At 42.0% G+C, this 14,614-nt stretch carries 14 protein-coding genes and 1 pseudogene; 9 read left to right on the forward strand and 6 right to left on the reverse strand.

The window, feature by feature from the left end; all coding sequences use genetic code 11:
* Positions 1-3 precede the first annotated feature (3 nt).
* Together PAARA_RS08415 and PAARA_RS08420 are read left to right on the forward strand one after the other, a co-directional pair.
* Positions 4-1,698 (forward strand): GMC oxidoreductase, encoded by a 1,695-nt coding sequence (locus tag PAARA_RS08415; protein ID WP_062568597.1) that lies wholly within the window; start codon positions 4-6, stop codon positions 1,696-1,698.
* Positions 1,691-2,203 (forward strand): hypothetical protein, encoded by a 513-nt coding sequence (locus tag PAARA_RS08420; protein WP_062568598.1) that lies wholly within the window; start codon positions 1,691-1,693, stop codon positions 2,201-2,203. The genes PAARA_RS08415 and PAARA_RS08420 overlap by 8 nt, the downstream gene beginning before the upstream one ends.
* Positions 2,204-2,233: 30 nt before the next feature.
* Here the strand turns inward: PAARA_RS08420 and PAARA_RS08425 are convergent, their stop codons facing one another.
* Positions 2,234-3,565 (reverse strand): sugar MFS transporter, encoded by a 1,332-nt coding sequence (locus PAARA_RS08425; protein ID WP_062568599.1) that lies wholly within the window; start codon positions 3,563-3,565, stop codon positions 2,234-2,236.
* A 160-nt stretch (positions 3,566-3,725) separates the two neighbouring features.
* Here PAARA_RS08425 and agaR point away from each other — a divergent pair, with 160 nt between their 5' ends.
* The 3 genes and pseudogenes from agaR to tatA all read left to right on the forward strand — a co-directional run.
* The gene (gene agaR, locus PAARA_RS08430) at positions 3,726-4,490 is read left to right on the forward strand and encodes a transcriptional repressor AgaR (RefSeq protein WP_062568600.1); all 765 of its coding nucleotides are present in this window, start codon (positions 3,726-3,728) and stop codon (positions 4,488-4,490) included.
* 314 nt (positions 4,491-4,804) lie between these two features.
* Positions 4,805-7,621, forward strand: a complete 2,817-nt coding sequence (locus PAARA_RS08435; RefSeq protein WP_062568601.1) for a TonB-dependent receptor — start codon at positions 4,805-4,807, stop codon at positions 7,619-7,621.
* 69 nt (positions 7,622-7,690) lie between these two features.
* Positions 7,691-7,840: pseudogene (gene tatA, locus PAARA_RS08440) on the forward strand (twin-arginine translocase TatA/TatE family subunit); the annotation flags it as partial.
* An 18-nt stretch (positions 7,841-7,858) separates the two neighbouring features.
* On the opposite strand, the gene PAARA_RS08445 reads toward tatA, so the two are convergent.
* On the reverse strand, positions 7,859-8,932 hold the full coding sequence (locus tag PAARA_RS08445; RefSeq protein ID WP_062568602.1) for a mechanosensitive ion channel family protein: 1,074 nt from the start codon (positions 8,930-8,932) through the stop codon (positions 7,859-7,861).
* Positions 8,933-9,054: 122 nt separating this feature from the next.
* Between PAARA_RS08445 and PAARA_RS08450 the strand changes: the two genes are divergently transcribed.
* From PAARA_RS08450 to PAARA_RS08460, 3 genes are all read left to right on the forward strand, one after another.
* The gene (locus PAARA_RS08450; protein WP_062568603.1) at positions 9,055-10,032 is read left to right on the forward strand and encodes a YihY/virulence factor BrkB family protein; all 978 of its coding nucleotides are present in this window, start codon (positions 9,055-9,057) and stop codon (positions 10,030-10,032) included.
* 73 nt (positions 10,033-10,105) lie between these two features.
* Entirely contained in the window at positions 10,106-10,948 is an 843-nt protein-coding gene (locus PAARA_RS08455) for a pirin family protein (protein ID WP_062568604.1), read from the forward strand.
* Positions 10,949-10,957: 9 nt separating this feature from the next.
* A complete protein-coding gene (locus tag PAARA_RS08460; protein ID WP_062568605.1) occupies positions 10,958-11,929 on the forward strand; it encodes a glutathione S-transferase family protein in 972 nt (323 codons plus the stop codon).
* Between the two features lie 31 nt (positions 11,930-11,960).
* On the opposite strand, the gene PAARA_RS08465 is transcribed toward PAARA_RS08460, so the two are convergent.
* The 4 genes from PAARA_RS08465 to PAARA_RS08480 all read right to left on the reverse strand — a co-directional run bounded on the left by PAARA_RS08465 (position 11,961) and on the right by PAARA_RS08480 (position 13,682).
* Positions 11,961-12,536, reverse strand: coding sequence for an AAA family ATPase (locus PAARA_RS08465; RefSeq protein ID WP_062568606.1), 576 nt, complete (start codon positions 12,534-12,536; stop codon positions 11,961-11,963).
* A 95-nt stretch (positions 12,537-12,631) separates the two neighbouring features.
* Positions 12,632-12,889 (reverse strand): hypothetical protein, encoded by a 258-nt coding sequence (locus PAARA_RS08470; RefSeq protein ID WP_062568607.1) that lies wholly within the window; start codon positions 12,887-12,889, stop codon positions 12,632-12,634.
* Positions 12,886-13,335, reverse strand: coding sequence for a hypothetical protein (locus PAARA_RS08475; RefSeq protein WP_062568608.1), 450 nt, complete (start codon positions 13,333-13,335; stop codon positions 12,886-12,888). The genes PAARA_RS08470 and PAARA_RS08475 overlap by 4 nt, the downstream gene beginning before the upstream one ends.
* A gap of 5 nt (positions 13,336-13,340) precedes the next feature.
* Positions 13,341-13,682, reverse strand: a complete 342-nt coding sequence (locus PAARA_RS08480) for a hypothetical protein (RefSeq protein ID WP_062568609.1) — start codon at positions 13,680-13,682, stop codon at positions 13,341-13,343.
* 470 nt (positions 13,683-14,152) lie between these two features.
* Between PAARA_RS08480 and mraZ the strand changes: the two genes are divergently transcribed.
* Positions 14,153-14,611, forward strand: a complete 459-nt coding sequence (gene mraZ, locus PAARA_RS08485) for a division/cell wall cluster transcriptional repressor MraZ (RefSeq protein ID WP_036971213.1) — start codon at positions 14,153-14,155, stop codon at positions 14,609-14,611.
* Positions 14,612-14,614 lie beyond the last annotated feature (3 nt).

Raw genomic sequence — 14,614 nt, forward strand, 5'->3', positions numbered from 1 at the left:
CGAATGCAGGCAAAAGTATTTGATGCCATTGTTATTGGCAGTGGCATTACAGGCGGCTGGGCTGCCAAAGAACTGACTGAAAAAGGGCTCAATGTACTGCTACTTGAACGTGGCAGGCAGGTTGTGCACGGTTCTGACTATTTCACTGCGTTTAAAGACGATTGGCAACTGCCATTTCGCGGCAGAGCTAGCCTGCTAGAAAAGCGGCATCAAGCTAAACAAGCACGCACTGGCTATGCCACCAAACAGTCAATAAAACACTGGTTTGTGAATGATTTGCAGCACCCTTATCTAGAATCGCAACGTTTTGACTGGATCCGAGGGTATCACCTTGGTGGGCGCTCATTAACTTGGGGGCGGCAATGCTTACGCCTCAGTGATATAGATTTTGCAGCCAACAAACAAGATGGTCACGGCGTTGATTGGCCAGTGCGCTATCAAGATATTGCGCCTTGGTACGATAAAGTCGAAGCCTACATCGGGGTTATTGGCGAAGCGCTAAATTTACCTCAGCTACCTGATGGACCTTACTTGCCTCCCTTCGCGCTTAATGCCGTAGAACAGCAACTTAAACACAGTTTATTAACCCACTACACTAATCGGCACCTAACAATCGGGCGAGTGGCGCATTTAACCAAGGCAAAACCTGAGCAAGGTCGTGCCGCATGCACCAAGCGCAACCGCTGTATGCGTGGTTGCCCAACCGGTAGTTACTTTAGTAGTTTAGCCTCGACCTTGCCTGCTGCAATGCGCACTGGGCGACTTACCATTCAGACTCACTCCATTGCCAAAGAGATTATATACAACCCAGAAACTAGGCAAGCCACAGGTGTGACTGTGATTGATGCTGAATCTAAAAAAGAGCGTATTGAACGAGCGAACATTATTTTTTGCTGTGCATCAACGGTGGCAACAACAGCCTTGTTATTAAATTCAACCTCTGCACGTTTTCCTAATGGCTTAGGGAACGACAGTGGAGAGCTTGGCCATAACCTCATGGATCACCATTTTAGGGTTGGCGCAACGGGTGAGCCTAAAGGCTTTGATAATGATCTCAATGATGGCGATAGACCCGTTGGCTTTCATATCCCGCGTTTTCGAAACCTTAATAATAAAGAGCAGCATAGCTTTATTCGTGGCTATGGCTATCAAGGGTATGCAACACGTAAAGATTGGCGGCGCGGTTTTAAAGAACTTAGCTTTGGTAAGTCTTATCGAGAAGAGCTCGCCAAACCAGGGCCTTGGCAAGTTGCATTGATAGGCTTTGGTGAATGCTTGCCTTATCATCGTAATAAAATGAGCTTAGATCCGGTATTAAAAGATCAATGGGGATTACCTTTAGTTAATTTCGATTGCCAATTTGCTGAAAACGAGCAGCGCATGCGCGAGGATATGAAAGCGCAAGCCGTCGAGATGCTGACCAAAGCAGGTTACCAAAATGTGCAAGCGTACGATAAAGGCTCAGCGCCGGGGCAGGCCATCCACGAAATGGGAACTGCGCGAATGGGGCATGATGCGAGAAGCTCTGTGCTTAATCGCTATAACCAAATTCATAGTGTGCGTAACGTCTATGTTACTGATGGCTCGTTTATGTGCTCGTCGGCTTATCAGAACCCTTCGTTAACCTATATGGCATTTACTGCAAGAGCCGCCGATCATGCTGCACGACATTATCAAAATGGGGTGTTCAATGGCTGATTTACAAAGGCGAAATGCGATTAAATGTTTAGCAGCATTATTCGGTGCGGCTATTACGCCAGTGGCTGCGACTCAGCTATTTGATAAAGTGGATGACAATCATTTTGAGGTGCTTAAAACAGCGGCTCACCGGGATGTGGTCACGCAAATGCAGGCGGTTATTTTGGAACTGGAGCCAAATGAACAGCTGTATTTTAATTTAGTCGCTTTTACAGATTTAATGCTAGCAAATACACAAACTACGACTGAGCGTACGGCATGCTTAAAAGGCGCGGAGCTGATTGCAGAAGGTGCTCTTTCATCGTCGCAATTAGCAGATAAACTCACAGGTTTATTTACTATCTCTTCACTGCAGCAACAGCGCATAATAGCGCAGCAAGCCTTACCTCTTTCAGAAGTGAGCCCTGATAAGCGTGACGAGTATTTAATTTATAAGTGTATTTTTACCGTGCGTGAATTTTTGCTACTGGGCTATTTCACATCAGAAAAATTGCAGGCTAGTTAAATAGTAAAACAACTAAGCCTGCCCATGTCGTTACTTACGCCAACTTGTTAGTTTGTGACCAATCAGTGCGTAATAAAGAATAAACGCATAGCAAGGGATCAACAGATAATAAGCTTGTTGTGCATTGCCTGTATATTCTGCAAATACACCGTATACCAAAGGCAATAGAGCGCCACCAGAAATCCCCATAATCAGTAATGCCGCGCCGGTTTGAGTTTTATCGCCAAGATTTGCAAGGGCCATAGGCCAAATGGTCGGCCATACCAGCGCATTCGATAAGCCAAGTAATGCAACAAATAACACGGTATCTGGAAAACTGTTATCAGCAAGCCAAAAGAGCACTAAATTCGAAATCGCAGTTTGTTGCGGTTCAATCAAAATGATACCAAGTGAAAACACACAACCACTTGACGCAGAAAATATCAGCGCCTGTTGCTGACTAAAAAAACGGGGAATTAACACGATACCTAATACATAACCTAGCACCATAAAGCCCATGGTGTAAGATGTGAGATCAGCAAACTGTAATACCCCTTGTTCTTTACCGTAAAGGCCAATGGTGTCGCCGGCAATGACTTCTGCACCTATGTAAAAGAATAGAGCTATCACGCCTAAAACTAAGTGTGGAAATTGCAGTACTGATTTACTCTCACTGTTGTTGCTGGTTTTTGGTTGCTCAATATTAGGTAACGGAGCCAGCATGATTAACGCCGCTAATATCCCTAACGCAATTGCCATTACAAAGTAAGGAGTAATTAAACGATTAGCCAGTTCTTGTAACTGCAATTGTTTTTGAATGCTGTTTAATTGAGCAAGGGCTTCAGGGCTAAAGCTCGCAATATCACTAAACACCATTGCTGAGAAGAGCAGTGGAGCAACCACACCGGCGCTCTTATTGAGAATACCCATAATGCTAATGCGCACCGCAGCCGTGTCTTTAGAGCCAATGAGTACAATGTAAGGATTCGCAGCGGTTTGTAATAAGGTGAGGCCGCTACCGAGAGTAAATAAGGCAACCAAAAACAACCAATACGCTTGAATTTGTGCTGCAGGAATAAACAGCATTGCACCAAATGCCATGGTGCCTAAACCGAATGACATACCCTGTTTATAGCTGAAGATTTGCAAAATCTTCGCGCTTGGCAGTGCCATCACAGTATAGGCGATATAAAACACCAGTGTCACCATGTAAGCTTCAATATGATTGAGATCGCAGACCATTTGTAAAAATGGGATCAAGGAGCCGTTTAGCCAGGTTATAAAGCCAAATAAAAAAAACAAGCCACCTATAATCATCATAGGCAGTAATTGCGTGCGATTGGTGTGTTCTGTTTGCTCTAACAGTGAGCTTTGTGTTGTCATTTTTGTCACCAAAGAAGTTTATTGTGAAATAATCATAAAACATATTCCGTAAGTTTTGAAAGTTTTATTTTATTTCGAAACTAATTTTGGCTTTGGAACTGTAAATTGTGTAATATTGAACTACGAATTTGAAAGCAGCTATTAAAACAACAGGCCAGCTATGTTAACCACAATAGAAAGAAGACAAAAAATCGTTCTGATGACCGAGGAAAATGGCAAAGTAAATGTTAAAGATCTTGCAAAGATCTTTGATATTTCGGAGGTTAGTATTCGCCATGATCTTAACGAGCTCGGTAAACGAGGCTTAGTTGTCCGTTCACGTGGTGGGGCAATTGCCTGCGATAAATTGGCTAAAGAGCTTTCGGTAAAAGATAAGCATAACGAAAACTACGCTGTGAAAGTGTTATTAGCGAAAGCTGTGGCAAGTTTAGTTGATGATGGCGACTCATTAATTATTGATTCTGGCACCACAACAGAAGAAGTTGCTAAAGCATTAACCAATAAACAGGGCCTTACTGTGATGACAAACGGCCTTAATATTGCCCATGTACTGGCTGATATTGATGATGCAAATGTGTTTATGCTGGGTGGACAATTACGAAAGAAATCAATGTCTTTCTACTCAAATGAAGTTGAACAAGCACTCAGTAAGTATAACTTTAAAAAGGTTATTTTAGGGGTTGATGGTATCGACTCAGAAGCAGGGATCACCACCCATTATGAACCCGAGGCAATGTTGAATCGCACTATGTGCACTCGCGCGGATAAAGTCATTGCAGTAACCGATTCAAGTAAATTTGGTAAGCGTGCTTTGTATAATGTATTGCCGCTGAAATCAATTGATGTGCTGGTAACCGATAAAAGTATGCCGGCAGAGTTCGTTGAGTCATTAACAAGCTTAGGTATTGAGGTGATTACCGTTTAATTTTCTAGTTAAATAGGATCATGAAAAGGCAGCGTTAGCTGCCTTTTTTATTATCCTAAAAAACCGTACCAGCTCACTTAAAAGACAACCTTCAAAAAAAATTGTTATCGTAACTTTCGAAATTAAATTCACGTCCATAAAGGCTTTTAAAGCCATTTCTGTCATTTTTAAAACTCATTTCGTAACTATCGAAAGTTTCGGTAGGTGATTTATTGTTGCCAATTTGTTTCGTTTTGTTATAGATTAAATATAAGGCCTTACTCATTACCATTTTAATGGTGAAAAAAACTGAACATTAAAAACAGGAAATCATCATGGCAACAACAACTAGAAAAACATATTTGAGTGTGCTGATAAGCTCGATTCTGGCCTCATCAATCAGTTTTGCTGCAACTGCTCAACAACAAGAAAAAGATAGTAAGGCCGAAGAGGATGTTGAGGTTATTGAAGTTACAGGGATCCGTAGCAGTATTAAAGAATCAAACTTTCGAAAGAAGGAAGCAACGACAGTCGTTGACGTCGTTGTCGCTGATGATATCGGTAAGTTCCCTGATGAAAACTTAGCCGAAGCATTGCAGCGTATACCGGGCATCACCATTACTCGTAATGGCGGTGAAGGGCAAAATATCCTCGTGCGTGGCTTAGGTGGTGGCTACAACATTACCACTTTGAATGGTCGTAAACTGGCGTCTGAAAACTCAGGCCGCGACTTTAACTTTGACACAATTGCCTCAGAATTAGTAGGAGCGCTTCAGGTTTATAAGTCGCCAGAAGCACGTTTAATTGAAGGGGGCATTGGTGCGGTTGTTGATATTGAAACTCGCAAACCATTAGACCAAGACGGCTTTACTTTGAGCGCTTCTGCAAAAGGAATTTATGAATCACGAACAGGCGATGTACATCCGCATGCTTCATTCATCATTGGTGACAACTTTAATGATGATACCTTTGGTGTACTTTTCTCGGGTGCTTATTCAAAGAAAACCTTACGTGCAGACACATACTCTGCTAGCGGCTTTTTTGACGAAGAAGAAGGTTGGGGGGCAGACAGCGCAGGTGTGCCAGTCGATATGAATGGCAACGGAGAAATTGATGGGCAAAGTGAAATATTTGCCTCAAAAATTCCGAGTTACATGTATTTTGCGAACGCGCAGGATGTGCGTGAGCGCGTCGGTGCGACGTTAGCAATGCAATGGCGTCCAACAGATACCCTAGATATAAACTTTGATGCTCTTTATTCACGTTACAATACTGATGGTCATCGCTATCAAATCGGTTTTGTAAACTATGATGAAAGCTGGACGCCAGGCACGCCAGTGTTTACTGATGCAGAATTTGATGACACAGGCCGTGTAGTATCAATGACGCAAACCGGTAATACCATGGTGGAGTTACTCAACTTAACCAACCCTCGTAAAACCGACACTTATCAGTTTGCCCTTAATGCCAAATGGTATCCAATGGATGGTCTAACATTGGCTGTGGATGTTGCACACTCAAAAGCGAAAAACGAAAACGGTGGTGATAATCGCTTCGTGGTAGCGCGTGGTTTTATTGACTCGATTGGTATCGATTACACCACAGGTAATATGCTACCAGATGTGACTTTATCGCCAGGCTTAACTGCGGATCAATCTTACGGTGCTCACTATAGCCGTAACACAGGTACCGGTGTTGAAGACACGGTTAATGACTTTAAGTTTACCGGTACGTTTGTGCCGGAAAGTGATTTAGTTACCCGTGTTGATTTTGGTTTAACTTATCTTGAACAAACTAAGAGTCAACTTGAATATGCATCAAAAAATGCCAGCCAATTTAGCAATGGTGGTCAATACTTAGAGCGTGATGGTTATGAATTTGATGACAGCACCGTGGTGAATGTCGGTGACTTTAACCTATTTGAAATCCCAAGCGATGTGTTCGTTGAGGCCAATTTCGATAACTTCTTAGAAGGCGAAAGCAGCATTACACCTGAGCCTTGGCCAAGTTTTGATTACGATAAGTTACTTGCTTATTATCGTTCAATTAATGCTGAAGCAACTGATAAAAGTATCGTTGCATCGCTTAATTCATCGGGCACTTATGAGGTAACCGAAGAGGTTCTTACTGCGTATGCGCAAGTGACGCTCGAAAGTACCCTTGCAAAAATGCCGTACATGTTAAACGTCGGTATTCGCGGTTCGCAAACGGAAGTGAGCTCTAAAGGGTCGGTGTATGATTTATCGTTAATTGATTTACAAGATGATGGTAAACCACTCGAAAATGGTTGGCGCGATACCGTTGAGCAATCATTTAAAGGTGATTACAGCAATATTTTACCTAGCATGAACTTTAAACTGAGTATTACAGATGATTTTATTTATCGTTTTTCAGCCGCTAAAGTCATTAGCCGCCCATCTTTAGCTTATTTACGCCCATGGCTTGCGCCAAACTTTGATACTTATCGTGAAGGTTTACCACAACTTTCGATGGGGGATTCATCGTTAACACCAGAAGAAGCTAATCAAGCCGACATGACCTTAGAGTGGTACTTTGAAGACAGCAGCTCGTTGAGTGGTGGGGTGTTTGTAAAAGACCTGAAATCATTTATCGATTACGTCGAAAGCCCAGTTGAAATCGAAGGCGTTCGTTACTTTGCATCTTACCCTGGTAAGAGTGAATATGGTGCAACTATTAAAGGAGCTGAGTTTGCTTATCAGCAATCGCTTGAGAACTTATTACCTGAACCCTTCAATGGCTTAGGTTTTCAGCTTAACTACACTTATGTTGACAGCAGCTACGAGGAGCCAGAGCTGAAAGAGTCAGGCTTGCCATTTAGAGGTATGTCGAAAAACTCATACAACGCCGTGGTTTACTATGAGCAATATGGTTTCCAAGCGCGTTTAGCGTATAACTGGCGTAGCAAATTCTTGTCGGATCCTGATGCATGGGGTGGTCCATATTGGATCTCTGATTATGGTCAGTTAGATGCCAGCATGAGCTATAACATCAGTGACCAATTCACTGTGTTTGCCGAAGCAACGAACTTAACAAATGAGCGTTATTGGGGTTACACAAAGCGTACTGACCAAGTGAGTTATCTTGAGCGTTTTGGTACTCAAGTTGCCTTGGGTGTTCGAGCTAGTTTCTAATTTTAGTATTCCTAATGTTAGTGTTGTACAAGCGCCTGCAAGGGCGCTTTTAATTTAAAAAAGGTCGTTATGGCAGGAATTAGTGTTTGGCAATTAGTCATTATTGCCGCAATTGTGGTGCTTTTATTTGGCACAAAAAAACTATCTCGAATAGGTGGCGATTTAGGGACGTCAGTCAAAGGGTTTAAACGCGCTATGCAAGATAAACCTAATGATGAAGCCTAGTTCGCAATTACTTTAAATTATATTACTCCCCTGTTCAGGGTCACGAGATTGATCTGCCTGTTCGCGAATATCATCGGCGTCACTGCTAACGTCATCAAGGCTGTGGTCGTCGAGTGATTTTGTTGCTTTTACAGGCGCACTTTCGGTGTTGCTTGGTTGATCGGTATCGCTATTTAAAATAATTCGCTCGCGAGCATCATCAGGCATGCTTATTTGCTCGGCTAAGTAAGTATTGACCAGCTCTCGCATTAATTGTGAGGCGACTTTTACAGTGCTATGCTCGTTGCTGTTCACCCAAAAATATATTGTTAAGTTGAGAGTGGCAGAGCCAAGCGATTCAATCAAGACCTGACTCGGTGGATCATTAATAACAGCAGGGTTTTGATTAACCACTTTCATCGCTAGTTGCTGAGCGTAGCGAATGTCATTGTCGTAACCAATGCCAACAGTAAAATGGCCTCGCATTTTGGGGTTGGCTGTGAGGTTTTTAATCACGTTTTTATACACGGTCGCATTGGGTATTTGAATGTGATTACCATCAAAATCAACCAAGGTAGTAGCGCGAGCCGTAACCTTTTTAACGACCCCTAAACGACCATCCACTTCGATAACATCATCAATACGAAAAGGGCGTTGTACACTGAGCAGCATGCTTGAGATAAAGTTTTCGGCAATATCGCGAAAGGCAAAACCTAAAATAAGCCCGACTAATCCTGTACCGCTCATAATGGCTACAGCAAAACTGGTGAGCCCTGCAAGACGCAAAAATAAGTACACGCCAAACAAGATTATAATGATGCTAAAAAAACGCCGTGTCACCACATGTAATAGTTTACTTTCACTTACAAAACCAAGCGGCTTTATCAATAGATACGATAAAGGGCGAGCTAATAAGTAGCAGATAATGATGGCTGTAATACCGAGTGTCAGTGCGGGTAACATTTGCCATGCAGTGTGTAAGAACTGCGTAACTTGTGAGTTTAAATCTTGCCAAGATAAACTATCTACGACCGCCTTTGGTACTATAGGTGTGTTCGATATAAGTAGATTAGCTAATTGATTTTTAAAGATTAAATAATAACTCATTGCACCGTTCCCTGGATAATTGCTTTACTCTTATAAGCTTAGCTCAATGCAAATTAGGCGCCATTACGATTGGCAAGTTGTTTGCACCTTTATAATCATCTAAGCAATTTTTTAGGTCACATATGACTAAAGACAATCGCGGTTTTCAGGCTCACTCGCCGGTGGAAATTCCAATGCGAGGTTGGTGGGATATTAGCAAGCGGGTGTACCATAATTTATCACAAGATAACTTATCATTTGTAGCGGCTGGTGTGGCATTTTATGCGTTGTTAGCTATTTTTCCTGCTTTGGCTGCGATTGTATCTGTTTATGCTTACTTTGCCTCACCAACCGATATTCATGATCAGCTTGATAAAGTGATTGCCATTTTACCTGCTAGTAGTCGCGATATTATTCTGATGCAAGTCAGTGAGGTGACACAGCAGTCGCAAAAAGTGTTAAGTATGAGTGCAATAGGTACTTTGTTATTGACTGTTTGGAGTAGCAGTAAAGGCTGCCAAGCGCTAATCACAGCTTGTAACATTACCTATCATCAATATAACAAACGACAGTTTTTTGTGGCATTACTGGTACGTTTTCTATTTTCACTTGGCGCGATAGTTGTTGCGCTGGTGGCATTATTGATCATTGGTATCTTACCGATAGTGCTTAATTTAGTAGGCTTAACTGAGCTTATTGATTTAATGATTAAACTCATTACTTGGCCGTTGCTAGCTATTATTTTTAACTGCGCACTGGCATTCTTATATCGGTACGCACCTCACCGTACCCCCGCAAAGTGGCGTTGGATTACGCCAGGTTCGATTATTGCCACTTTATTGTGGATCCTCGCATCCATTGGCTTTTCATATTATGTCTCGCAATTTGCAAGTTACAACGAAACGTATGGCTCGTTAGGTGGTGTTGTGATCATGTTGATGTGGCTTTATATCAGTGCTTATTTCATTGTTTTTGGTGCGGCCGTTAATGCCAGTATAGAACAGCAAACACTGGTTGATAGTACTGTAGGGCCAGTAAAAGAAGTCGGCGAGCGCGGAGCAACTGTGGCTGATAGATTAACTAGGCAACAAAATGAGCATTCTAATAAAAAGAATGATTAGCGCGAATTTTACGCATGGTTGTTAGTTAAATTAGCGCCTACAATCATTTCATACAATTTACGGGAGTAAAGTTATGAAAGTGATTCAACAGCTAAATAGCCGTGCCACACAAGATGGCGATGGTGTAAATATTAGCCGTATTCCAGGCTTTGATGGTAAATATTTAGACCCCTTCTTAATGATCGATGAGCTTAAGTCAGATGATCACAGTGATTTTATGGGGGGCTTTCCTGCACATCCTCATCGTGGTATCGAAACCTTTACGTATATCATTAAAGGTGGCTTTGAGCATCAAGATCAAATGGGTAACAAAAAAGCCATCCGTGCAGGCGATGTGCAGTGGATGAGTACCGGCTTTGGTGTCATTCACAGTGAAATGCCATTGGCTGATGCTAAAGAGGGCATGCATGGTTTTCAAATTTGGCTAAATATGCCAAGTGCAGAAAAACTCAGAGCGCCACGCTATCAAGATACTACAGAAGCGCCAGCGCCAACGACTCGCAATGAGCAAGGTGTAGAACTTAAAGCACTTGCTGGGAGCTGGCAATTCGCCGGTGAGCAGCAGGTTTCTAGTCTACAAGACTTAGCAGCTGATGGCATGCTCGCTGATGTAACTTTACCGGCTGGTACACAGTTTTACCATGCGCCGCTTACACAAACCAAGGTGATGCTGTATGTCCACACGGGTGAAATTCATACTGAACAGGGCGGTCCAGTTAAAGCAGGCAGCTTACTGATTTTAGAGCCTGGTAGTGACATTGAATTTAACTCACAAACAGGTGCTGGCGTTTTGATACTTGTAGGCTCGCCACTTAAGCAACCAATCGCCCATATGGGCCCGTTTGTAATGACGACTCAAGCAGAATTACATCAAGCAGTACAAGACTATCAACAAGGTAAATTTGGCACACTATAGGAGGTTATTGTGGGATTACTCGTAAATGGCCAATGGCAAGATAAATGGTACGACACAGACAACAACCAAGGTGAATTTAAGCGAGAGGCAGCCCAGTTACGTAACTGGATCACCGCAGATGGCAGTGCAGGACCAAGTGGTGATGCTGGCTTTAAAGCAGAAAAAGATCGCTACCACCTTTATGTCTCTTTAGCCTGTCCTTGGGCGCATCGCACTTTGATTTTTCGCCATTTAAAAGGCCTTGAAGATTATATCAGTGTGTCGGTTGTAAGCCCTGATATGCTAGAGCACGGCTGGACGTTTGATAAAGACAATCACAGCACCGGTGATGCACTTTTCAATAGTGACTTTATGCATCAAATTTATACGCGTAATAAAGCTGATTATTCAGGCCGTGTTACGGTTCCTGTGCTTTGGGATAAAAAAACGCAGCGCATTGTCAGTAATGAGTCTGCTGAAATTATCAGAATGTTTAATAGTGCGTTTAATGCCCTTACAGGTAATGAGCGAGATTTTTATCCACAGTCGCTACGCTCTGAAATTGATGAAATTAACGAGTTTGTTTATCACAACATCAATAACGGTGTGTATCGTGCGGGTTTTGCAACGACACAAGACGCTTATACAGAAGCCTTTGATGATCTGTTTGCCGCTTTAGATAAAATTGAACAGCGTTTAACTGTTAATCGTTATTTAGTGGGCGAAACACTGACAGAAGCAGATTGGCGTTTATTCACCACCTTGATCCGCTTTGACAGTGTGTATGTGGGGCATTTTAAATGTAACTTACGTACTATCGAGAGCTATCCGGCGATCAGCAACTATTTACGTGAGCTATATCAACTTGAAGGTGTGAGTAAGACCGTTGATTTTTATCATATAAAACGTCATTACTATTTTAGCCACACCATGATTAACCCAACTCAAGTTGTGCCAAAAGGTCCTGAAATAGATTACAACCGAGCACATAATCGTGGCTAATTACAGCACGCAATAGCAGCTATTTCAGCTGCTATTGATAACCCTTCATTACGTCTTGAATGGTGTTGATGCCAAACATCACCTTTTGAATAAATGACTCTGAACTTTTCACTAAGTTAAAATTTGGGTGTTGCGACCAGACGGCTTGAAGTTTGTCGTCAAGTATAATTGCTTGGTTGTCTGATTCATTTCTAACAGGGTTATTTGAGTGGATGCTTTGACCTGATTTAGCCGCGGTTTCGAAAAATATAACAGCGTCGTATTGCGCGAGCTCGGTGTTTAAATCGGTGTTCAGGTATTTGAAAAACTCATCAGGGTTATCGGGCCAATAGGCGAGCCCATCTAAACTGCCACGATCGCAAAGCATTAAACGGTCTGGATGTTTGGTGCGTTGGATATGCTCAAGGTGCTTCTGGAGATTATAAATTGCTTGTTGTTGTGCTTTGATTAGACTAGGCGAATCATTACGCTCTATACCACCACTGAATAGCATAGTTGCGGATTCAGGAACAACTACAATTTGAGTTGAAAACTCACGTCGTAATAAATCAATTGCCGTTGTTTTACCACCACCAGGTCCACCTGTTAACACAATCCGTTTTTTCACAATTTACCTATCCTATTAGCCATAATAGCTTTAAGTTAATAGCATAAAGTGAAAATGAGAAGTAGCAAAATAGATTTAGATGATATAAATCATGATTATAGCAATCTTAGCAACCAAGCAAACTGAGTGACTTGCTTAACAGGACCTTTCGAAGGTTCATCACTTTTCATTGCTTGATAACCCATCCCTGCGGTAAAAGCACTTGCGATACCGGCTTTGCTTACTGCAAAGCGTTTTAAACGATAATTAAAAGCTTGATGATGTTGGCGTTTTAATTCATCAGCCAAATCCATTTGTTCGCTAAGTGAGCGTACATTTTTTTGAGGCTTATTAATAAAATAATCAATAATCATGATTCATCCTTATCGATATTAAGAAGCTGTTTAAAACTACGTACTGATTTATCAAACCCAATCTTGCTGCTGACATACCCTATATTCTTCCAAAGCCATACTAAACAAAGTAATTGCAAAGCGATTAATGAAATCGCTGATAATATTAGCGATTGACTTAGGGTGAATATCGCAATGCCGATTGTGGCGAGTAAACCAGCCCATAACAGCACTAGACCACCTGCGAAACAAACCAGCATAATAATAGTGAGTGCCAACGAGCGTGTTGATAAACGCCACTCAGCGGCTGCTAACTCTTTACATATACCCGCTTGTTTTCGGTAGTCGACGTATAGCTGCTTAGAGTAGTCTGAGAGTTTGGCAAGATGATCTTGCCACTGATCAGCGTTTGACTTTTGATCAGTGGCATCTTGCGTTTTCTCATCTGTAGGTTGAGAAGATTGCATAACAATTACTTACGGCGAATAAGTGCAGTTACTAGCATACCCGCTGCAAACGCAATACCTGCTGTTGCAAGTGGGTTTTCTGAGGCAAGCTGACGTGTTTTGCCGCTGTATTCATTAAATTTAGCACGCGCTATAGCTTGCTTTTCAGAAAGCGTTTTAGCAGAGCTTGACGCACCTTGGCGAACACTGTGCTCGGCACTGGCTGCACGAGTCGATAAAGCATCCACAGCGTGATGTGCTGCTTCAGTTGCTTTATCTGTGAATGGCGCTTCAACTTGAGCCGCTTTTGGATCTACATTGCTGTTGCTTGTTGCAGTTGAGTTCGATTTTGTCGTTGCGGTAGTCATAATCATTCCTTAAATATTGCCATTAGTTGGTAAACAACATGTCGCAACCTTCATACCAAATATAAATATCCTTAATTTTTAATGGTTTATGGTTTTTCGAATTGAATGGTTTTTGTTTTAGCACTGTTTTCTCGTAACTCTTGCAGGGTAACTGAGTAAAAATTACAGTGCGGTAGAAATAGTGTAACTATTCATTGCTCATTCATTCATCATTTTTGCCCAATAGCATGCCAATAAAACAGGTAAAAAAAATTTTTTCTTTGTTTGCCACTTTTTCCCACTTAATTCAGTAGCTTTGCTTGAGGCCTTATTTTTTCTGGCTTTAGAAGGCGAGTATGATGATCAGCTTACTTGACAAAATGGCTTGTCAAGCCCTAAACTGGAGCACTGTGGTAAAAAGTGGTTTTTAGTGGATCAAATTGGATCGGAAATAATCGTCAGCGATTAACAACCTAATTTTAAGGCAAGCTATGTTTCGGGGTGCGAGCTCTCTGAGTTTGGATGATAAAGGACGCTTTGCGGTACCAACCAAGTACCGAGATGCGATCTTGTCTGAAGATCAGGGCACGGTTATTTGCACTGTTGCTTTAAACGAGCCTTGTTTGTGGTTGTATCCATTAGCTGAATGGTTAGAAATTGAATCACGATTATTAAAGATCTCTAACATGAATCCACGCGCACGCCGTATGCAACGAATGTTGCTCGGTAATGCTACAGAATATCAACTCGATAAAAATGGCCGAATCTTGCTTGCGCCGTCGTTACGGGCTCATGCAGAACTTGGAAAAAAAATCATGTTGGTTGGCTTGATGAATAAGTTTGAAATTTGGGATGAAGATCGTTGGCATGAGCAAATGCGCCAAGATACTGAAATTGAACGCCTAGGTGATTTTGAGGCGAACCCTGAGTTCGATAACTTTTCACTCTAACCA

It is taken from the genome of Pseudoalteromonas arabiensis, assembly GCF_001550155.1.
GTDB lineage: Bacteria > Pseudomonadota > Gammaproteobacteria > Enterobacterales > Alteromonadaceae > Pseudoalteromonas > Pseudoalteromonas arabiensis.

What these genes read in the sequence shown, in the direction of transcription:
- PAARA_RS08415 (WP_062568597.1), top strand. Translation starts at nt 4, where the DNA reads ATGCAGGCAAAAGTATTTGATGCCATTGTTATTGGCAGTGGCATTACA.
- PAARA_RS08420 (WP_062568598.1), top strand. Translation starts at nt 1,691, where the DNA reads ATGGCTGATTTACAAAGGCGAAATGCGATTAAATGTTTAGCAGCATTA.
- PAARA_RS08425 (WP_062568599.1), bottom strand. Translation starts at nt 3,565, where the DNA reads ATGACAACACAAAGCTCACTGTTAGAGCAAACAGAACACACCAATCGC.
- agaR (WP_062568600.1), top strand. Translation starts at nt 3,726, where the DNA reads ATGTTAACCACAATAGAAAGAAGACAAAAAATCGTTCTGATGACCGAG.
- PAARA_RS08435 (WP_062568601.1), top strand. Translation starts at nt 4,805, where the DNA reads ATGGCAACAACAACTAGAAAAACATATTTGAGTGTGCTGATAAGCTCG.
- PAARA_RS08445 (WP_062568602.1), bottom strand. Translation starts at nt 8,932, where the DNA reads ATGAGTTATTATTTAATCTTTAAAAATCAATTAGCTAATCTACTTATA.
- PAARA_RS08450 (WP_062568603.1), top strand. Translation starts at nt 9,055, where the DNA reads ATGACTAAAGACAATCGCGGTTTTCAGGCTCACTCGCCGGTGGAAATT.
- PAARA_RS08455 (WP_062568604.1), top strand. Translation starts at nt 10,106, where the DNA reads ATGAAAGTGATTCAACAGCTAAATAGCCGTGCCACACAAGATGGCGAT.
- PAARA_RS08470 (WP_062568607.1), bottom strand. Translation starts at nt 12,889, where the DNA reads ATGATTATTGATTATTTTATTAATAAGCCTCAAAAAAATGTACGCTCA.
- PAARA_RS08475 (WP_062568608.1), bottom strand. Translation starts at nt 13,335, where the DNA reads ATGCAATCTTCTCAACCTACAGATGAGAAAACGCAAGATGCCACTGAT.
- PAARA_RS08480 (WP_062568609.1), bottom strand. Translation starts at nt 13,682, where the DNA reads ATGACTACCGCAACGACAAAATCGAACTCAACTGCAACAAGCAACAGC.
- mraZ (WP_036971213.1), top strand. Translation starts at nt 14,153, where the DNA reads ATGTTTCGGGGTGCGAGCTCTCTGAGTTTGGATGATAAAGGACGCTTT.